Annotated in this window: 17 protein-coding genes; 8 read left to right on the top strand and 9 right to left on the bottom strand. The window is 42.5% G+C overall.

Annotated elements, in window-relative coordinates; translation table 11 throughout:
• Window positions 1-54 precede the first annotated feature (54 nt).
• On the top strand, window positions 55-1,428 hold the full coding sequence (locus EZ437_RS06410) for a peptidylprolyl isomerase (RefSeq protein WP_131594345.1): 1,374 nt from the start codon (window positions 55-57) through the stop codon (window positions 1,426-1,428).
• A 5-nt stretch (window positions 1,429-1,433) separates the two neighbouring features.
• Complete coding sequence (locus EZ437_RS06405) at window positions 1,434-2,396, top strand: AAA family ATPase (protein WP_131594343.1); 963 nt, start codon at window positions 1,434-1,436, stop codon at window positions 2,394-2,396.
• Here the strand turns inward: EZ437_RS06405 and EZ437_RS06400 are convergent.
• Genes EZ437_RS06400 through mutL form a run of 7 tightly spaced genes read right to left on the bottom strand, consistent with a single transcriptional unit; the run spans window position 2,388 to window position 10,238 of the window.
• Complete coding sequence (locus tag EZ437_RS06400; RefSeq protein ID WP_131594341.1) at window positions 2,388-3,269, bottom strand: glycerophosphodiester phosphodiesterase family protein; 882 nt, start codon at window positions 3,267-3,269, stop codon at window positions 2,388-2,390. The two genes, EZ437_RS06405 and EZ437_RS06400, sit on opposite strands and share 9 nt — an antisense overlap.
• A gap of 6 nt (window positions 3,270-3,275) precedes the next feature.
• Entirely contained in the window at window positions 3,276-4,124 is an 849-nt protein-coding gene (locus EZ437_RS06395) for a DUF4440 domain-containing protein (RefSeq protein ID WP_131594339.1), read from the bottom strand.
• 18 nt (window positions 4,125-4,142) lie between these two features.
• Complete coding sequence (gene cysS / locus EZ437_RS06390) at window positions 4,143-5,603, bottom strand: cysteine--tRNA ligase (RefSeq protein ID WP_131594337.1); 1,461 nt, start codon at window positions 5,601-5,603, stop codon at window positions 4,143-4,145.
• Window positions 5,604-5,621: 18 nt separating this feature from the next.
• Complete coding sequence (locus EZ437_RS06385) at window positions 5,622-6,740, bottom strand: endonuclease/exonuclease/phosphatase family protein (protein WP_131594335.1); 1,119 nt, start codon at window positions 6,738-6,740, stop codon at window positions 5,622-5,624.
• A gap of 7 nt (window positions 6,741-6,747) precedes the next feature.
• Complete coding sequence (locus EZ437_RS06380; protein ID WP_131594333.1) at window positions 6,748-7,632, bottom strand: rhomboid family intramembrane serine protease; 885 nt, start codon at window positions 7,630-7,632, stop codon at window positions 6,748-6,750.
• Complete coding sequence (locus tag EZ437_RS06375; protein WP_131594331.1) at window positions 7,625-8,371, bottom strand: rhomboid family intramembrane serine protease; 747 nt, start codon at window positions 8,369-8,371, stop codon at window positions 7,625-7,627. The genes EZ437_RS06380 and EZ437_RS06375 overlap by 8 nt, the downstream gene beginning before the upstream one ends.
• Before the next feature lies 1 nt (window position 8,372).
• The gene (gene mutL, locus EZ437_RS06370) at window positions 8,373-10,238 is read right to left on the bottom strand and encodes a DNA mismatch repair endonuclease MutL (protein ID WP_131594329.1); all 1,866 of its coding nucleotides are present in this window, start codon (window positions 10,236-10,238) and stop codon (window positions 8,373-8,375) included.
• 108 nt (window positions 10,239-10,346) lie between these two features.
• Between mutL and EZ437_RS06365 the strand changes: the two genes are divergently transcribed.
• Window positions 10,347-12,143 (top strand): serine hydrolase domain-containing protein, encoded by a 1,797-nt coding sequence (locus EZ437_RS06365; RefSeq protein WP_131594327.1) that lies wholly within the window; start codon window positions 10,347-10,349, stop codon window positions 12,141-12,143.
• Window positions 12,144-12,463: 320 nt separating this feature from the next.
• Here the strand turns inward: EZ437_RS06365 and EZ437_RS06360 are convergent, their stop codons facing one another.
• On the bottom strand, window positions 12,464-13,150 hold the full coding sequence (locus EZ437_RS06360; RefSeq protein ID WP_225869512.1) for a LexA family transcriptional regulator: 687 nt from the start codon (window positions 13,148-13,150) through the stop codon (window positions 12,464-12,466).
• Between the two features lie 127 nt (window positions 13,151-13,277).
• Between EZ437_RS06360 and EZ437_RS06355 the strand changes: the two genes are divergently transcribed.
• Window positions 13,278-14,480, top strand: a complete 1,203-nt coding sequence (locus tag EZ437_RS06355) for a hypothetical protein (protein ID WP_131594325.1) — start codon at window positions 13,278-13,280, stop codon at window positions 14,478-14,480.
• Between the two features lie 24 nt (window positions 14,481-14,504).
• Window positions 14,505-15,407 carry a HEPN domain-containing protein gene (locus tag EZ437_RS06350; RefSeq protein ID WP_131594323.1) on the top strand — a complete coding sequence of 301 codons (903 nt, stop codon included), beginning with the start codon at window positions 14,505-14,507 and terminating at the stop codon, window positions 15,405-15,407.
• A 251-nt stretch (window positions 15,408-15,658) separates the two neighbouring features.
• Here EZ437_RS06350 and EZ437_RS06345 read toward each other — a convergent pair whose 3' ends face one another.
• The gene (locus tag EZ437_RS06345) at window positions 15,659-16,621 is read right to left on the bottom strand and encodes an isopenicillin N synthase family dioxygenase (protein WP_131594322.1); all 963 of its coding nucleotides are present in this window, start codon (window positions 16,619-16,621) and stop codon (window positions 15,659-15,661) included.
• Between the two features lie 242 nt (window positions 16,622-16,863).
• Here EZ437_RS06345 and msrA point away from each other — a divergent pair, with 242 nt between their 5' ends.
• The 3 genes from msrA to EZ437_RS06330 all read left to right on the top strand — a co-directional run bounded on the left by msrA (window position 16,864) and on the right by EZ437_RS06330 (window position 21,433).
• Window positions 16,864-17,463 carry a peptide-methionine (S)-S-oxide reductase MsrA gene (gene msrA / locus EZ437_RS06340; RefSeq protein WP_131594321.1) on the top strand — a complete coding sequence of 200 codons (600 nt, stop codon included), beginning with the start codon at window positions 16,864-16,866 and terminating at the stop codon, window positions 17,461-17,463.
• Between the two features lie 401 nt (window positions 17,464-17,864).
• On the top strand, window positions 17,865-18,497 hold the full coding sequence (locus EZ437_RS06335; RefSeq protein WP_131594320.1) for a nitroreductase family protein: 633 nt from the start codon (window positions 17,865-17,867) through the stop codon (window positions 18,495-18,497).
• A gap of 209 nt (window positions 18,498-18,706) precedes the next feature.
• Entirely contained in the window at window positions 18,707-21,433 is a 2,727-nt protein-coding gene (locus tag EZ437_RS06330) for a carboxypeptidase regulatory-like domain-containing protein (protein ID WP_131594319.1), read from the top strand.
• Window position 21,434 lies beyond the last annotated feature (1 nt).

The following is a 21,434-nucleotide window of genomic DNA, read 5'->3' as shown; positions in this document are numbered from 1 at the left end:
ATAGCATAGATATTAGTAAGTTTGCAAAATAGAATATAATTGAACAACCATATAATGAGGAAATTTTTAGCAGTCGCAGGTGCATTGATCTGTTTGTTTTTCAATACCAAAGCACAACCACCGAAAAAAAACATAGATAAAGTAGTAGCAGTATTGGGCAGTAACATCATTTTATTATCTGAACTGAACCAGCAATATGCTCAGTTTTTAAATGCGGGAAATACTGATGATCAAAAGGTAAAATGCTATATACTACAGCAAATGCTTACCCAAAAGCTTTTGAAACAGCAGGCAGAGATTGATTCGATCATGGTAGATGAATCAGCTGTGGATGAAGAGGTAGACAGACGTATGCGCGCGCAAATACAGCGTGCCGGCGGACAAGAGCGACTGGAGCAGTTCCTTAACCGTTCTGTACTGCAATATAAAGATGAGATCAGACCTGATGTCAAAGAGCAACTGATCTCTAACAAAATGCAGCAAAAGATTACCGAAAACATAAGCGTTACACCTATGGAAGTAAAGCGCTATTTTGATTCTTATAAAAAAGACAGTCTTCCCGATATACCTACCGAATTTGAAGTAGGAGAGATTGTATTTAATCCAAAACTTACCAAGGTAGAAAAACAGCGTTTCTATGATAAAATTGATGCCCTCAGGCTGAGGGTTAAAAGTGGTGAAGATTTCGGGTTTTTAGCCAAATCTTATTCTGAAGATCCTGGTTCTGCCCCTGAGGGTGGAGATCTGGGCTTCTTTGACCGTAAGGGCATGGTAAAAGAATTTAGCGCTATGGCTTTTAAAATTAAACCAGGAGAAGTTTCACCTGTTTTTGAATCAGAACATGGCTATCATATTTTACAAGTTATTGAACGCAGAGGAGAGCAGGTACACGCCCGTCACATCCTTATTCGTCCGAAAACTACACCTGAAAGTTTAGAACGCACTAAGCTGCGTGCTGACACTGTTTATAAAAACCTGGCTTCAAACAAATTACCTTTCTCTGCTGCCGCATCATTATACTCAGACAATAAAGAATCTCAATACAACGGTGGGATGCTTTTGTATGCAGACAACGTTACTGCCAGAACCACGTTTATTCCTGCAGACAAACTTGATCCTAAAGTATTCCTTGTGGTAGACACCATGAAAGTAGGCTCAATATCTCCACCAGTAGCTTTCTCTGATCCAAACAATGGTAGCGAAGGATATAAAATTCTGTATCTAAAATCCAAGATTCCTCCACATAAAGGAAATCTTGAACAGGATTACACCAAGTTTAAGGAAAAGGCACAGCAGGAAAAAATTGACCGCACGATCAGCGAATGGTTTGAGAAAAGAAGAGAAAACATCTACATCAAAATTGACGAAGAGTATGCAGGCTGCGATGAATTAAAGATATGGTCCAGCAATAACATTGCTAAAAAATAAGCAGTATGCAGTATGAGAACGACATCAAGGCAGTGGATGCATTGCACCAGGCATACAACACGATTAAAGCAGAAATTGGTAAAATTGTAATAGGTCAGGAAGATGTAGTCAAATCTGTGCTTATTTCCATCTTTAGCAATGGCCACTGCTTATTGGTTGGTGTACCAGGCCTTGCTAAAACATTGCTGGTTCAAACTGTAGCAAATGTAATGGACCTGAACTTTAACCGGATCCAGTTTACCCCCGACTTAATGCCAAGTGATATCATTGGTGCGGAAATATTGGGTGAGGACAGGAATTTTAAGTTTATCCATGGCCCGATCTTCTCCAACATTGTACTTGCCGATGAGATCAACAGAACTCCTCCTAAAACACAGGCTGCACTTTTGGAAGCAATGCAGGAAAAAGCGGTAACGGCAGCGGGATTAAGGCACATGCTGCCCAATCCTTTCTTTGTGCTAGCTACACAGAATCCAATAGAACAGGAAGGCACCTATCCATTACCTGAAGCACAACTGGATAGATTTATGTTCAACATCTATCTGAGCTATCCTAGTTTTGCGGACGAACTGGAAATCGTTAAGAATACCACCAGCAATCGCGACGTGGAACTTAAAAAAGTGATCGATGCAAAACAGATCCAGTATTTTCAGAAACTTGTTCGGAATATCCCTGTGGCAGATAATGTGGTGGAATATGCGGTTAAGTTAGCCAGCAAGACGCGTCCTAATACCCCACTGGCCACTGAAGAGATTAATAAATACATCAGCTGGGGAGCAGGCCCAAGGGCATCTCAGTTTCTCGTGATCGGGGCCAAATGCCATGCCGCCATTAGTGGCAAGTATTCCCCGGACATTGAAGACGTGCAGGCTGTTGCAGAGGCGATCCTGCGTCATCGCATTGTGCGTAATTACCGCGCGGAAGCAGAGGGTCTGACAGTAGAACAACTGATCAGGAACTTATTCTAAAGCTTTATTATAGATATTCGGATAGTCCGTAACCACTCCATCCACTCCCAGATTTATCAGGTATTTCATGTCTTTAACGGAATTTACCGTCCAGGGTATGATCTTTACTCCTGCCTCATGGCAGCGATCTACCAGGCCCTTGCCTACCAATACCGCATATGGGCCATAAACAGTTGGTTTAAAACCTAGTTCCGCTATATTCACTTCAAAATCGATCTTTTCGTCCACCAGCAATCCCGTTTTCGCTTTGGGATACACCTGATGCACATATTGCAATACACGTACATCAAAAGACTGTAGGGTGAACCTGTTAGCGATCTTCTTTTTGTTTACCACTTCGATAAGCAGTTCAACAAACTCTGCTGGTTCAGGATGAAACTCATTGTCGCCCTTTGGAATAGTCTTCACCTCAATGCTATAGTTGGGCTTTGGCAATTTATTCTTCTTCACATAAGCCTCCACAGCATCTATGGTTTCTTCCAGCAAGGGTTTGTAAGCATCGATTTTTTCCTGGTAAGGAAACCTGCTGTGTACCTTATTGCCCACATCAAATTTCTTTACCTCCGCATAATCCATTTTATAGATGTTGTAATTCTTCTGATCCTTAAACGTAATCGCCTTGCCATCAGGGGTGGTGCTGAATTCATGGTTAAAATAAGGTTCCTGTGACAACACTACTTGTTTATCCTTAGATATCGCCACGTTCATAGACAAAGTAGTCACTCCTAATTGCAGTGCCCTCAGCATCCCCGGGATGGTATTTTCGGGCATGATACCCCTTGCCCCACGATTGCCCTGCAGATCAAATTTCTGTGCGGCAACCTGCAGGAAAGTGAATAATGTTAAGGATAGGATCAGCAGGATTTTTCTCATGCTGATCTAGCGCTCTGCCGGTGCAAACACCATAGCGATGAGGTTCCAGTTATGGTCTGCCTGGCGTTCGTAGACAAATACATAATTAAAGCTTTCTCTCAGATCAGCTTTATAATCAAGGGCTGCAATACCATAAGTATAAGCCAGGTCACCACCTTCTGCTTTATCCACTTTAGTGGTTTTCAAAGTTGCCTTGCTGATCATACTATTGAAAAAAGCAATGGCTTTGTCTTTACCCAGAATGGGCTCATAACCTGGAAATAAAATCCTTACATCAGGACTTATGAAACCTGCAAAAGCAGATATACCATAAGATTTGATAGTGGCATCCAGTGTTTTTTCAGTAGTAGCAATGATATTGGCACCTGTAGCCCTTTCCTTATCATTTAAGAATATAGGTTTGAAGGAATCTTTAGGCTCGATGATCTGGACATCCGCTTTATTGAGCGGTTTATTGTGAGAAACCCCCAGATCCAGCGCCAGTTTCCATCTACCGTCTACGGCTTTCCAGACAGAAAAATACTGACCATATGCATCCTCGCCTACTTTAAAAGGGCCCGTGGTAAACCCCCAGTCGCCACTTCTCGATACCCTTGCATATACCGGTGTCCAGCTTACGTCTTTAGCTTCGGGCTGTGCCCTGTAATAGTCTTTTGCATTTACAGGATTGGGTCTGAATACAAGTCCATCTGATGCAGCAAAATCGCTGTATGCAGACTTCGTGCCTTTTTTCGCCAGTGTTTCTGCAAATTCAGTCTCTGCCTTTACCAGTGATTTAGCACTTCCGTCAGATTTTTGGGCATATGCACCCATGGTGATGCTTGCAGCGATAATTGTATAGATGTATTTTCTCATTGTAGGTTGTTGTAAATGTTATATTTTATTCCAGGTCGTACCTTCTTTGCTATCCTTTAACTGTATGCCCATACTTTGCAATCCAAGGCGGATCTTATCAGAAGTAGCGTAGTCTTTATTTTCCTTTGCCCCTCTCCTGATATCTATTACCAGATCAAGCACCCCATTTAGGTCAGTATTGGAAGTCTCCTCATCTTTCAGGCCAAAAATCTCAAATACGAAATCATTCATCAATTTTTTTAGCATATCCAGTTCCTGTGCAGAGATTACCCCCTTCCCATCATGGACAGTATTGATCACTCTAACGGCGTCAAATAACTCGGCTATCACTACCGGACTGTTAAAATCATCGTTCATTGCCTTCACGCAGTTCAGATAAATTGGTTCGATCTCAAAATCACTTTTTTCGGAAGCAGACAATTTATCCAATAGATCTATGGCAGTCATCAGCCTTCTGAACCCTTTTTCAGAAGCATCCAGTGCTTCATTTGAAAAATCAAGCGTACTGCGGTAATGTGCCTGCAGCATAAAGAACTTTACGGTCATCGGACTAAACCCTTTTTTCAGTAGCGGATGATCGCCGCTGAACAATTCACCGGGCAGGAATCCGTTGCCGGCAGACTTAGACATCCGGGCACCGTTTACTGTAAGCATATTGGTATGCATCCAGTATTTTGCAGGCTGCTTATGGCTGCATGCTTCAGACTGTGCTATCTCATTGGTATGGTGTGTAGCCGCAAGGTCCATACCACCACCGTGAATATCAAATTCTTCACCCAGGTATTTGGCACTCATAGCTGAACATTCAATATGCCAGCCCGGAAACCCAACTCCCCAGGGTGATGGCCAGCGCATAATGGTTTCAGGTTTTGCCTTGATCCAAAGTGCAAAATCCAGTCTTCCGCGTTTATCATCCTGTCCGCCCAGTTCACGCGTATTGGCCAGCATATCTTCCAGGTTTCTATTGGTCAGGATGGTATAATTGTATTCTTTACTATACTTCTCTACATCAAAATACACAGTTCCACCTGCTTCATAAGCATAGCCATTGCTGATGATCTCTTTGATCATCTCAATCTGTTCACTGATATGACCGGTTGCAGTAGGTTCAATGCTGGGGGGCAGGGTATTGAACATCCTCATCACATCATGAAAGCCAAGCGTATACTTCTGCACGATCTCCATTGGCTCCAGCTGCTCCAGTTTGGCCCGCTTTGCAAACTTATCATCCCCCTCGTCACGGTCGCCCTCCAGGTGTCCGGCATCAGTTATATTACGCACATAGCGTACTTTAAACCCGTTGTATTTAAGGTACCTGAAGATTAGGTCAAAAGAAATGAACGTACGGCAATTTCCCAGGTGTACATCGTTGTAAACAGTAGGGCCACATACATACATACCTACCAGAGGCGCATTTAGTGGTTCAAAGGGTTCTTTTTTTCGTGTTAAGGTATTGTATAGCTGTAAGCCTGTATTCATTGTGCAAATGTAAAAATTTTAGGGGTTTAATCTTAAATCACTGCGCACCGGGAAATGGTCTGACAATTTAGCCGGTATTACCCGATAATTAAGCACCTGTATATCTTTGGTTGTAGCAATATAATCTATTTGAAAGTTAGGAAATTTTCCGTTGTAAGTACGCCCAAGGCCTGTTCCCTGTTCCTTAAAAGTATTGTTCAAATCCCTCGTCAACTGGGTCACCGCATAAGATGCAGGCGTATCATTAAAATCGCCGGCAATTAAAAACGGTGTAGTGCAGGTCCGCATATGTGCTTTCATAATATCAACCTGTTCGCTTCGTTTCAAAAATGCCGTCCTCAGCATACTGGCTATTCTTTTAGTAGGCACAATATCAGGATCTATCTTATGTGTGATCTTGTCTATATAGCTGTAATCCTGCTCACCAAAAGAGATAGACTGAAGATGGACATTGTAAATCCTCATCTTCTTCTGGTTTACCTCGATATCTATAAATATGCTCGAATTACCGCCTGTATTTTCTCCGAATTTAATTGTTCCTTTATTTAGGATAGGGTACCTGGAGAAAATAGCCAGGCCCGAAGCTTCATAATCATTCTCTGAAGAAGGTACAAAGTAGTAATGCGAAGTCTTCAGTATTCGCTTCAGGCTATCCGTAATATCAAATTCCCCCTTTCTGCGTGTAAAATATTCCTGAAAACAGATCACATCCGGATTTTCGGTTTTAATCAGCTCCAGCATTTGCTGCTTTACCGGTACAATATTCTTTTCGCCATAAGGTGTAAAGCTGTGCACATTATAAGTCATCATGCGCAAATCCTGCGGATTGACCTTAGTACCTTCGCCTTTCTCACCAACTATACCAAATGTAGCGTTCAATGAATTCCAGCCCAATAGGACCACCACCATGGTTCCAAAGGCAATATCCCATCTTTTTCGAATGCACCACCAACCCAGAAACAATAGATTGAGTAGCATTAGATAAGGATAAGCAAGCCCAAAAAATGGAATATATTTGTAATCGCGTGGATCTAAATTTCCTGCGAGAATGCCCAACGACAAAGCAAGGCCCAGTATAATGGCAATAATGCGTACCAGTACATCAAGAAAAGTCGTTTTTGATCGGGTAACTGCCATACAATTCCTAGTGCTTACTAGCTTTAAATAAAGTCTCTTTTTCTTCCCTCGTCAGGTTATCATATCCTGATTTGGAGATTTTGTCAAGTATGTCATCTATCTCACGTTGCTCCACCGCAGGCCCTTGTCGCTTTACAGCAGGCCTTGCGGTTTCACTTCTCTTTGATTGTTTAACATTGTCCCTGACAACCCTCAATTTAGGCTTTTTCTTAAAAAGATTACTCCAGTCCGTCCCGTTCTGCAGCATTTTTATATAACTAAAGCCTAAAACTGCACCACCAATATGCGCAAAACTTCCTCCTGCATTCATAGAAGTAGTACTTATCAGATCTAATACAATATACGCAGCTGCCAGATATTTCAGTTTTACATCGCCAAGGAACAGTAGTCTGATGCTATAATTAGGTACCAGTGTAGCAGTCGCGATCACAATTGCCATTACTGCAGCAGAAGAACCAATAACGGTAGCACCCGAAACCGATCTAAAAACCGGAAAGACATTAAAAGCCAGGGCAAACAATAGCGCACCTAAAAAACCCCCGCTTAAATACACAAAATGAAACTGCCTGGCGTTTAGAAAGTCCAGAAATATCTTTCCCATCCAATACAGCCACAGCATATTGAACAGCAAATGAAAAATGCCATCATGAAAAAACTGATAGGTGAGGATGGTATAGAACCTTGTTGGCAGTGCCGTTAAAGAAGCAGGAAAGCCAAAATAGTTTCTTATAAAGTCGTCATAAATAAGCCCGCCGCGACCCGACAGGAAAAACGGGACATTCACCAGCCCGACCACCACAAAAACCAGTGTACTTATGCCAATGTATAAATACGACGGGTTATCAGAGTGAAATACTTTGTGCTTTAAATCTTTAAAAAGACTGCTATTCATAATATCTGTAAAATCTATTGTTGTCCTTATCTTTCCAAAGTTTAACCAATATAAAGCCCAGCAATGCACCTCCTAAATGTGCATAATGGGCTATTGAGTCACCCGGTATTTTTGCTACCCCAAGCGACAACTCCATAACGATGTAAACCGGAATAATGTATTTCGCTTTTACCGGCACCGGAATAAATAGGATGTACAGTTCCGTATTTGGGTACAACATGCCGAAGGCGACAAGAAGCCCGAAGATAGCTCCTGAAGCACCTACCATTGGTCCGCCATATATACCCAAAAGCGTGTTGGCCTGTTGCTCTGACAAGCCTGGAATGTTGATATTTGCCTGGATATACCCACCGTTTCTACTGACATCAGTAATGGCGTTATTCATAGCAGAACCCGTAATCTGATATACCTCATAAGCCTGAACCCCCATTTGCAGGGCTACCGCCCCCAGTGCCGTGATCAGGTAAAAGTTAATAAAACGTTTTGCCCCCCACCTGTTTTCTATGACACCGCCAAACGTGAATAAAGCAAACATGTTAAAGAAAATATGCATGAAATCGCCGTGCATAAACATGTAGGTAATCAGCTGCCAGCCTCTGAACAACTCTGAATCAAAATAAAATGCCCCAAATAATTCGGCGAGGTCAAAAGAAGTTAAAATATACTTAGCAGCAAAAAAAATCACATTAATGATGAGCAGGTTCTTAACTACAGGTGGTATATGGATATTGTTTATCATACTATTTGTCAAATTTTTTATCTAGTTCTGCAAGACCAATGGTCTGTATTACAGGCTTGCCACTAATGCTAAAGTTAGGGATTTTACACGCAAAAAGCTGCTCTATCAAGGTATTCATTTCTGCCTGGGCCAATACCGTGCCGCTTTTAATGGCGCTATTTCTGGCCATACTTCTTGCCAGCGCATCCCTTTTATCCAGTTTCAGCTCTTGCTGAGAATTTTTAAAGCCTTCTATCAGGTGCTCAAACAACTGTGTCTCATTAATATTATTGCTGCCCAGATCTACCGGAATACCTTCGATCACCAGTGTATTCCTGCCAAATTCACGCACCTCAAACCCAAGGCTCTTGATGTCTTCGAGCAAGCTTTTGGCCAGTTCAAAATCATTCGGACTCAGCGTTACCGTCTGCGGAAACAGACTCTGCTGGGAGGCTCCTTTCCGGTCTTCCAGGTGCAGTAAAAACCGCTCGTACAGAATCCTTTCATGTGCAGCCTGCTGGTCTATCAGCATGAGGCCCGATTTAATCTGCGAAATGATATAGCGGTTGTGCAACTGCATCAATTGCTTCTGTACCGGCACAAACTCATCTTCTGTCTGCGTACCACCCAGTTCCATACTGCTTTGCATTACAGGCTGGTGATTGGCTATTTCATAAAGCGAACCCCAGTTCTTCGTACTTGGCGACATACCGCCCCCGCCACCATAGCTTCTGCTAAAACTGGCGTAAGCATTTTCCCTTGCTGCTGGTTTCTCTTCTGCAAAAGGGTTAAAATCGGGATTAAAATTAATACTCGGCGGTACAATTTCCTCAGGGGCAATCGGGGTAATCATATTGCTAAAACCTGTCTCCTGGTCAAAATCTATAGTCGGACTAATGTTAAACCTGCCCAATGATCTTTTTACCGCCGAATGCAGGATCGCATAGATGGATTTCTCTTCCAGGTATTTGATCTCTGTTTTTGTAGGGTGCACATTCACGTCAATCTTGGCTGGATCTATGTCGATGAACAATACATACAGAGGGAAATTATCGTCCGACAGCAGTTCCTCATAAGCCCTGTTTACCGCATGGTTGAGGTAAGGGTCTTTAATAAAACGGTTGTTGACAAAAAAGAACTGTTCGCCCCTTGTCCTTTTTGCAAATTCTGGCTTACCTATATATCCTTTGAGATTGATGATACTTGTCTCTTCCTCCACGGGGATCAGCCTTTCGTTATAATTATTGCCCAGCAAATGTACTATGCGCTGCTTCAACACAGCTGAGGGCAGCCTGTAAATCTCCGCTCCATCATGGTGCAGGGTAAAAGCAATGGACGGATTTGCCATCGCCACCCTTTGAAATTCATCAATTATATGGCGCATTTCAGCGGGGTTACTCTTTAGAAAGTTCCGCCTTGCCGGTGTATTAAAAAAAAGGTTTTTTATACAAATGCTTGTGCCGAGCGCAGTGGCTACCGGCTCCTGTTTTATGACAGAAGAACCCTCGATCTCCAGGAGTGTCCCTACTTCATCCTCATGCCTGCGGGTTTTCATTTCCACTTGTGCTATGGCAGCTATTGAAGCCATCGCCTCACCCCTGAATCCCATGGTTCTTATGGCAAACAGGTCTTCTGCTTTGCGCACCTTTGAAGTTGCGTGGCGTTCAAAACACATGCGGGCATCGGTCACGCTCATCCCGCAGCCATTGTCTATCACCTGTATCAATGCCTTTCCGGCATCTTTAATGATCAGCTGAATTTTATTTGCCCCTGCATCTATCGCGTTCTCTAAAAGCTCTTTTACTGCCGATGCCGGTCGCTGCACCACCTCTCCTGCTGCTATTTGATTGGCAACGCTATCGGGCAAAAGTTGTATAATATCTGACATCTATATTCCTCGGGTAAAGGTCGCTAATTTACGTATAATAAGCCTCATTCCCGTGTATCTTTTCAGATAATTTGCGTTCCTTGGCATGCTTTTTATACCTTTAAGGCTATGAAGAAACTTATTGCCGGCCTGCTCACTTTATGCTTTTTTACCGCCTGTGCGCAGGACCACAAACAAAACGAACAGATCCTCACCCTTTTCAACAACATCAGTAGCAATGCCGTTCTTTTGAACAATCACAACAACACCATTCCTTTGTTAAACCTTGACAAAAAGAACATTGCTTCTGTTGAACTTGGCTTTTCCAGTCAGCTGGTTTTTGACAGCCTTTTAAGTAAATACACCAAAATCACTTCGTTTTCATCCGCCAGTTATCAGAACTCGGCTACCTTAAACGAACTGGAGGATGACCTCAAATATTTCAATACAGTAGTCGTAGCCCTACCATCAAGTGCAGCCAACGACGCAAGAAACATCAATTTCATCGCCAGTCTGACGGGCAGCAAGCAGGTTATCATAGCGCTGTTTGGTGATGCCCGTACACTTAATTCTTTTGATGCCATTAAGGCTCCAATTGTGTGGACGGACCAGAACACACCTTTGTCTGCATCAGTCATCCCCCAGATCATCTTTGGCGGCATTGCTGCCACCCGGAAACTGACCACTACCATCTCTCCAAAATATACAGCGGGATCGGGTTATACCACTGCTGCCATCCGCTTAAAATACACGCTGCCGGAAGATGCCGGTGTCGATGCGGACAACCTTAAAGAAATTGACAACATTGCGGCTCAGGCCATAAGGGAACGTGCTACCCCGGGAATCGTTGTACTGGTGGCTAAAGATGGAAAGGTCATCTTCAACAAAGCATATGGAAACCATACCTATGCAGATGGTATCCCCGAAAAAGTGACGGATATATTTGACCTTGCCTCGCTTACCAAGACTACGGCTACCACGCCAATGGTGATGCGGCTCTATGAGGAAAACAAACTGAACCTCGACACCAATGTGGGGGCCTACATCCCAAGGGTGCGCTCATTGTCCATGAACCCGATCAAGGTCCGCGAAGTAATGCTCCACCAGGCAGGCTTCATTCCTTACATCCCATTTCATGACGCGATAAAAACAGGAGATTACAGTACCGATTCGAGCGCTGCCTACCCTACCAAGGTGGCCGATAATTACTACATCAGGAAGAATTATTTCAAAGACGTAATGTGGCCAAAGATGCTGAACGCACCGATCCGGACCAGGGGCAAATATGTGTACAGCGACATCAGTATGTATGTAATGAAAGACATTACCGAACGCATCAGCGGGGTACCGCTCAACCAATATGCATGGGATAATTTTTATAGCCCCTTAGGTATGCAAAGTGCTGGTTTTTTACCCCGTAACAAATTTAGCAGGGAACAGATCGTACCTACGGAACAGGACACTTATTTTAGAAAGACCCTGCTGGAAGGCTATGTGCATGACCAGGGAGCAGCCCTGGCAGGGGGTATTTCGGGACATGCCGGATTATTTGCCAGTGCCAATGATGTAGCCATTATTTACCAGATGCTGCTCAACAAAGGAACCTATGGCGGTCAGCAATATTTTAAACCAGAAACAGTAGACCTGTTCACCAGTCGCCAGTCGGACATCAGCAGAAGGGGCCTTGGATTTGACAGAGCAGACCCTGACCTTACGAAGAAATATCCTTCTGAACTCTCCTCCCCGCAAACCTACGGACATACTGGCTATACCGGAACCTGTGTTTGGGTAGATCCTTCAAGGGGGCTAGTATATGTGTTTCTGTCCAACCGTGTACATCCCTCTGTAAGCGAGAAACTAGGCAACTTAAAGATAAGAGGCCGTATTCAGGATGCGATTAATAAGGCAATTGACAGTAAAAATTGAGTAGGTAGTAAAATTGAGTGATCTCATCGAAGACAGCATCTGCTGAAGCTGCGCAACACCAGCGCTATGTCTTCTCTGAGACACTAAATTTTCAATAACCAGGATGCATAACCAGGACGTTTAAGCAGGATGTACAAGGCAGGACGTATAGGCATGAAGTAAATCCTTACGCATAGATGTGAGGTAACCACTATGCTTATCCACCCAGTTCAATAAAAATTTAGTGCCTCAGAGAAGACATAGCGTTATTCGCTTTTTCAGCGAATCATGCCGTCTTCGAAGAGATCACTCAATTTTTACTATCTACTCAATTTTTACCTTTACAACTGATTGCGGGTTACTTTGCCCTTTACAATAAACATTTTTTTAATAAACTCCTTACCAATCACGGTGTCGCCCTTAAAATTGGGATTGGAAGAACGAAGTATGAGTTTCTTTTCATCAGGATGCTCAAACAGTAATTTGACAGTTGCAATGTTGTTGGCCCGCTCATCCGCAACAACCAGGTACGCTTCTCCCCATTGGATGATATCAAAATTACGGATCTCCCTGATTGCTATGATTTCACCACTTGCATATTTAGGATACATGCTATCCCCGTAAATAGGCAAATAAGCATCACAATCATTAAATGGCCTGAAATTGACATAATATTCAGGCGGCTCCATAAACAGGTCCTGCCCGCCAAAATGCATCTCAGATAAGTTCACATTAAAAAAAGGCACACTTGGATAGCTCTCTGAAACAGCAGCTGCTGACGATGGCCCCGCTTTATCAAACATCTCCCCTTCACCTGTTATTAACCATCCTTCACTGATATGGTGATAATTAATAATATCTTTTGACAGTCTCCTTCCTATTTTACGTTTCCCATTCTCTATAGCAGAACAATTACTCACATGCTCAGTAACGGGACTATAAAACTGCTCTAGCGTCATATTCTTGGCTACTCTCGCTTCCTTTAGACGGGAAGAAAAATTATCTTTCTGTAAATCAATCTGTTTCAAAATACTATCATTAATTTAGTCATTTGACTTTTTTATTATATCAAAAGATCATATACTTGTCATATGATTGCTGCTAAGTCCTCTGACTTTAAGCAGGCCGTAAAAATATTCAAATAATTTAGAAACTATGAAGTATAGCAAATTTTGTTGTTACAAACCACACATCAGTTCCCTTACAAACAAGGAAATCGAAAGTCCTTACCTGGTACTAGACGAACTATTCACAAAAAGAACTATGGAGGACTTTCAAAATAGTCTCTGGACACTTCAAAGAACCATTTTTAAAGATAATGAGTGGAGGAATTATGATCCTGCAGATTTTTATATCTTCTGCTATGACCTAATAAGATTCACAGATACTCTCTGGCTAGTCAATAAATACAGCCCGGGGTTAAGTTCTTCTTTAAACAACATAGCAGATGAAAGTTCAGAACCGGGGTTAATGGACAACCTCAATAGACTGTTTACACACCATGGTAATAAGGATGCGCATGAAGAAAATGATAAATCCAGAACTGTGCTCAGCAATTTCTTTGACTACCATTATAACGGGTTCAACCGATCAGACCTCTATTGCTACCTGCAACTTGCGCTTGATGCATCATACATGCGAAATGATAAGTATGAGTACTTTTGCATGGAAGACCACAAACTGGCCTCAGATTTCTTTAACTTATCTGAACTAATTGAAGAAGGGTATAAAATCTATCAGCACGGAGCCCATATACTTCCCCGCCTGCCTTCCTGTAAAGAAACCAAACTTGCCATAGATTATGACCGCCCCACACTTTTATCTTATGAATGTATCGCTAAACCACATGATCTAGCTGGTGATTTCTTCCTTTATTATCTTGACATCTACCACATACATAGCGGTTTAGATAACTGGAAAGCGCTGCTATATGAAAAAGATTTCTGGAAGAAGGCAAACAATCCGGGCAATCTGATTTATTTATATGAATGTCTTATAAAGCTGATCGAATCGATATGGATGATGTGTGTGAAAAATGATCTGGAAAAGTACACCGGCAACTATAAAATAAAAACCGGAGAGACTGTCAGCTTAGCTAGAAATTGCAGTCTGGAAGAACAAGCCAATCCCCTCCTGGCCATACAGCGTTTTTTTGCCTTTAAAAAAATGCATGAATGGAGAACATTGCTACACAAATGGTTGGTGTACAGCTTGAGCAACTCAGAGAAAAACGTTCCTAAAAACCAATATAAAACAGATCTGGCTTTCAATCAATTGTTAAAATTATTAGAAGCCTCCCATTTGATATTCAATACCCAAAAGGAAGCTGAAGATATTGTCGATCAAACCAATCCTTAACTCATAAAAAACAAACATTCCCGCATGAAAAAGCAAAAATTACCACCTATGGCTGCCGACGGACAACCGACCGCAGAAGCCTCAGAGCTTAAGACCATTACAGATTTTATCCTTACACAATTTAAAATTGAGAAGGTCATCTGTTTCGGAAGTATCATAAACAATGTCCAAAACAGCAGTTGTTTTAAGGATGCGGCATCCGAACCTGAGGCAAAACTACAAAACAGCTATTACTTGCTGATAATTCCGGAGGCCGCAGAGATGCTTGCAGACATCGCCATACAGATGAGACTGGAAGAAGACCTAAAAATCCTGGCCAATGTTACCATTATCGTACACCGGATGGAGGAGATTAATGCCGCACTGGAAAATGGCAGTTCATTTTTCACTACCATCTACAAGAAAGGCACTATGCTATACGATCAGGAAAAAGAAGCTTTTGTGGTTCCCGCCCCCGGCGCTGCACTCAACAAACGGATCATCAAACGGGAAGCATTCTGGCACCAGTGGTTTACCCTTTCTGAGGGTTTTCTGAAAGGAGCGGTCTTTTTTAAGAATGATCATCACCATAACCTGTCTGTCTACATGCTCCATCAGGCATTGCAGCATTGCTATTCAGGAATGCTGCGGGTCCTGACCGGCTACCGCACCAATGCCAATGGACTACGAAGGTTAATGAAACTCATTGACAATATATTACCTGACTCTTCTTTTACGAACGTTAAAAAAACTCCTGAGGATGCCCGGCTGACAGGTCTGTTGCTCAAAGGTTTTGGCGATGCGCGGTACAGTGATAAATTTGAAATAACAGAACAGGAATTATCCCTGATGACCGACCGCATTGATGAAATACTAAAAACCGCAAATATCGCCTGCCTTCAGCACATCAAAAAGATAAAGGAAGGAAAAACACCCTACATTGCCTGAAAATTGAGTGATCTCTTCGAAGACTGCATCTGCTGAAGCTGCGCAACACCAGCGCTATGTCTTCTCTGAGACACTATATTTTCTCTGAACTGGATGCATAGGTATAATGGCTACATCAAAACTATGCATTATATTTATAATCAGGACTATACATAATGGTTACCAAAAATTTAGTGTCTCAGAGAAGACATAGCGTTATTCGCTTTTTCAGCGAATCATGCAGTCTTCGAAGAGATCACTCAATTTTTAATTTACTTCTTAAGCCCAATCTCCCTCAACCTTTCATCAAGATACTCTCCCGCTGTCATATCTTCGTATACCTTTGGATGTTCGGCATCAATACAAGAATCCAAAGAGGTCAGGTCCATACTCATTCTTGGATGCAAAAAGAAAGGCACAGAGTAACGCGAAGTCTTCATGAGTTCGCGTGGCGGATTGACTACCCTGTGGGTCGTAGACCTGAGTTTATTATTTGTCAGCCTTTGCAACATATCACCCACATTCACTACGATATCTGTATGACCTGCTTTGATGGGCAGCCATTCATTACTTCTGGTCAGCACTTCCAGTCCGTCAGCACTTGCACCGATCAGTAAGGTGATCAGGTTAATGTCTTCATGTGCGCCTGCACGTACTGCATCGTCCGACAATGCATTGGGATCTTCTATAGGAAAATAATGGATACCGCGCAATATGGAATTGCCATTGTGTACATACTGGTCAAAGTAGTCGACCGGCAAGGTAAGATAGGTAGCAATAGCACGTAACAGGTGCTTACCGTTACCTTCCAGCCGCTGATAAATCTCCCTGGTCACTTCATTAAACTCCGGGATCTCTGTCACAAATTCATTGTCCGGATAGTCGCTTTTGATCGGATCTCCATCCGTTACCACCTGCCCGATCTGCCAGAACTCCTTCAAATCAGCCGTTTTAGCCCCCTTGGCGGTTTCCTTCCCAGGACTCGTGTAACCTCGCTGACCTGCCAGTTCTGCTCGCTCATATTGTTGCTTTTGCTGAGGCGACAAGCTAAACATAGCTTGGATATTTTTGTACAGCTTATCAATCAGATCCTGGCTGAGGCCATGATTGGTAATGGTAACAAAGCCCGAATCATTAAAAGCCCTGCCCAGTTCATCAGAGAATTTTTTGCGCTGTTCTTCATTTCCGTTGACATATGAGCCCAAATCTAAACTTGGAATATAAGGTGTTGACATATCTGTGTGATTTTATGAGTAATAACGACTAATTTAAGAAACTATTTGCGAATAAATATTAATCTTTACCCAGGCATTTATAAGCTGCTGCTAATAAAAATATTAAGTTATGCACAAAAATTAAACCCCAAAATGCTTTATCAGACAATTGTAAACTTAAGAAAGCCAGCTGCTTTAACAAAACTATATCTCCCAGGCTTGCGTATTTTTATATAACAAATGAAATATAACACTGAATCATCATGAAACATATAGTTATTGCGGCATTAATCCTTCTATCAGCAGGGGCTGCCAAGGCTGAACCTGCAAAATTACAAAAAGCTACTTTCGGCATGGGCTGTTTCTGGTGTTCCGAAGCAGTATTTCAGCGCTTGAACGGGGTAACTGCCGTTCGTTCGGGCTATGAGGGCGGCACTACTGCAAACCCGTCATACGACGAGGTATGCACAGGTAATACCGGACATGCAGAAGTGATCGAGATAACTTACGATCCTGCCAAAATAAAATACGAAGAGTTGCTGGAAGTATTCTGGAAAACTCATGATCCTACTACGTTAAACCGTCAGGGTGCCGATGTGGGCACACAATACCGCTCTGTCATTTTCTATCATACTGATGAACAGAAAGCAATAGCAGAGAAGTATAAAAAAGAACTGAACGCAGCCAAAGCGTTCCCTGATCCCATTGTTACCGGCATCAATAAGGCGAGTACTTTTTATGTAGCAGAAAATTATCACCAGGACTACTTCAGAAGAAATGGAAATGCTCCCTACTGCAAAGCAGTAATCCTGCCTAAAATGCAGAAGTTGGAAAAGCTATTTAAATCCAGGTTAAAGTACTAAACCAGTAACTGAAAGAGTAATGTTCTGATAAAGCCTTAGATAAACCTGGTATAAGGCTTATCTAAGGCTTGTATATATTGTTCATTGCTACAGGATTGATTCGTCTTTAAAACATATTTGTATCGACTTGCATTCGAATCAAACACGAACCAAACATGTACCAAACACGACCCAAACACGTCCCAGTGCAAGGGTTTTTCCGAGCTAACTCAAGGCTTAGCCTGTGATTTTTCCAAGGACATTCGCATAGGCTCCTTAATCAGGGATATCATACCAGCGTCATAAGCAGAATTTAATCTACAATTGCATTTATATCATTACTATATTTGCTAACGCTGTTATTTAATTAACAGGCGTTAATAAATGAAATATTATACCTCGCAATTTAAATAAATATTAACATGAGTTTAATAGACGATCTGAACTGGCGATACGCCACCAAGAAAATGAACGGAGAAAAAGTTCCACAGGAAAAAGTAGATGCAATTGTTGCGGCAGCTCATCTTGCCCCTACCTCATCCGGGTTACAACCTTTTAAGGTAATTGTGATTTCCAATCCTGAACTTAAAGAAAAAATCAAAGCAGTAGCTTTTGGCCAATCGCAGATTAGCGACAGCTCCCACCTGCTTGTTTTTGCAGCCTGGGACAACTACACTGAAGAACGGATAAGAGCCGTATACGCGTACGCCAATAGCGAACGTGGCCTGCCAGAATCTGCCAATGCAGATTTTGTAAACCATATGGTTACTCATTTTACTGCGAAAACAGCCGACGAAAGTTATCAGCACGCCGCAAAGCAGGCATACATCGGCTTTGGTCTGTCGATAGCACAGGCAGCGGAGTTGAAAGTAGATGCTACGCCGATGGAAGGTTTTGACCCTGCCGCAATGGATGAGCTACTGGGACTGAAAGAACTTGGACTGCGCAGTACTACCATACTGCCGCTAGGCTATAGGGATACTGAAAATGACTGGCTGGTAAACCTTAAAAAGGTACGCACTCCGTTTGGTGAATTTGCGATAGAACGCAATTAAACAACATTTTTACATCGTAAACAAACAAGGCCATTCAGAAATGAATGGCCTTGTTTGTTTACGATGAAGACAGATCTAACCATAGTATCTTAAATTGCTGCTCTTTTTCAGCTTTTCCAAGTGTCAAAAAATGTTAAAGATCCCTAACAATTAACCGTTTCCGTCATAAATGAATATATTAGCGAGATTAATACCATACAACCATTTTGATGAGATTTTTAAAATTCGTAGTTGCCGTTATATTGCTTTCTGTCCTTACGCAGGTCTCTGCGACTGCGCAGCAGGATAGCATAGTATTAGATAAGGTACTCAGTAAAAGCAAAGCTTTTTCTGAAAGCCGGCCTGTAGAAAAAGTATACCTGCACATGGACAAGCCTTATTATAGTGTAGCTGATACGGTTTGGTTCAAAGCCTATCTGACTATGGAACAAAACCTGCCCTCCCTGCTCAGCAAGATCGTCTATGTGGATGTGATGAGCAGCCGTGATTCATTGGTGCAAACCATTAAACTTCCGGTGGTAAACAGTGTTGCCATTGGCAATATCCCCTTAAATCAGGGTGTTTATAAGCAGGGCAACTACTATTTCAAAGCTTACACGCTCTGGATGCTGAACTTTGGGGAGGAATATTTTTATAGCAAAACGATCCCGATTGGAGAAGCGATAGACAAACAGTTAAGCACACATTTTAGCTACAAAACTACCCAGACAGAAAAAAACCAGACCATAGAAGCTACTGTACAATTTAAGAACAGGGATGGCCTGGCAATTGCCAATAAACCGGTGAACTGGAATGTGACTTCCAATTTTGACAATGTAAGCAAGGGTAAGGGTACCACCGATGCAAATGGATTTTTGAAGGTTAAAATAGAAGCACGCAAGAATGAGCCCATCACCAATGGCGAACTTACCACAGACCTGGTAATGTCAGAATCCGAGACACTCAGCGCCGCATTTAAATTAAAACCTGCAAAGAGCACGCATGATGTGCAGTTTTTCCCTGAAAGCGGAGAACTGGTAGCAGGCATTGCTACTAAAGTTGCTTTTAAGGCGATTAGTGCCGCTGGTACCGGTATCGATTTGAAAGGTACAATTACGGATGCTTCAGGCGCAGTGATCACCAGTTTTACCTCAGCACACCTGGGAATGGGTACATTCTTCTTAAATGCTGAGAGCAATAAAACGTATAAGGCCAATATTACTTTTAAAGACGGAACGGTAAAAAGCTATGAGCTGCCAAAGGCGGTAGCTTCGGGCCTGGCCCTCCAGGTGACGAATACAGATCCGCTGACTGCCAGCATTAAGATACTGGCAAATGAAACCTATTTGGCTGCAAATAAAAATAAATCTGTCTTTATTGTTGGCACACAAGGGGGGATTATTTACTATGCCGCCAAAACACGTTTAAATGCGCTACTTACCAACGCAAAGATCCCTAAAGATCAATTTCCTCCCGGCATAATCCAAATCACCTTATTCTCGGATACCGGCGAGCCGGTAAGTGAAAGGCTTATTTTCAACGCGCAAAAAGCTACTGTTTCGGTTTCCTTAAAGACAGATCTGACCGCATATAAACCCCGTCAAAAAGTAAAACTAACTGTAAACGCTAAAAATGAAGCCGCGGCGTTACAAGGAGATTTCTCCATTTCTGTAATCGATGAACAGAAAGTCCCGTATGATGAGGACAACGAAGTCACCATTTTAAGCTCCCTGCTCCTGACTTCCGATCTGAAAGGGTACGTGGAAAAACCTAATTATTACTTTAACAAGCCTGATGAAAAGAAAGCTGCTGACCTTGACCTACTGTTGCTGACACAGGGTTTTCGACGGTTTAACTTTAAAGAAGTCCTTGAAAATAAACTGGTTCCGATCACGATTTTGCCGGAACAGGATATGCGTATAACCGGAACATTGAGAGACCGTACCGGGATGCCTGTAAAGAGAGGTGCGTTGCGCCTGACGGTAACAGGATCAAAATATGCTGCAGAGGCAACCACCAATCCGACCGGAGTATTTGTATTTCCCCATGTGGAGATCGCTGATTCATCAGAAGTAGTAATCAATGCAAAATATAGTGCCAATGGCTCTAGTCTGATGATACTTCTGGACGGACAGCCATCAGCGCCACTTAGTAAAAATCTAAATCCGGCTGAAGAGGTCATGAATATAGACAGTGCACTGGCCCCCTATCTGGAAAACAGCGCGAAACAATATAGTTATCTGCGTACACTCAAGGAAGTAAAGATTGAGGGTGCTAAAGTTAAAAGACCAAGTCATTCCGACCATCCAAACCTATCAGGTTTGAGTAATATATCGGGCACAACGATCGAAGGGGAGCGTTTTAAAGGCTGTAATTCCGTAGCTCAGTGTCTGCAAAGTATGGCAGTAGGCCTCTACTATTACGAGAACAATTTTTATGTGACCAGAGATTATCAAAATGGCAACCGGACACCCGTTCAGATCTTCCTTAACGCTACCCCGATTGATTATTTTGGACTGACTGGTGTACAGGCCAGCGAAATTGAATCGGTAGAGGTATTTACCAAGGATGAGCTGGGTACGGTCAACAGGCTGTATAACACCAATGGGGTATTGGTTATCAATACCAAAGTGACCCCAAAGGGCACTAAAATAAGTATGGAAGAGTTTAGGAAACTGATCCCTGAGGCCAATCTATTGAAATTTAAACCAAAAGGCTTTAGTAAGCAGCGGGAGTTTTACTCGCCTAAATATGTAAATGCCCCTGCTACGTATAATTACAATGACCTGCGCAGTACAATATACTGGAATCCTAAAGTAGCTACTGATGCTACCGGAACTTCATCTTTTGAATTCTATAATGGTGATGGCAATGGCACGTACAGAGCGGTCATAGAAGGGGTAGACAAAACAGGTAATATATTCCGCTCTGTCTACCGCTATACAGTTAAAAGATAAG

This window comes from Pedobacter psychroterrae (assembly GCF_004331695.1).
Lineage (GTDB): Bacteria > Bacteroidota > Bacteroidia > Sphingobacteriales > Sphingobacteriaceae > Pedobacter > Pedobacter psychroterrae.
The sequence above is the reverse complement of the archived record's forward strand: the minus strand, read 5'-3'. Positions and strand labels throughout refer to the sequence as shown.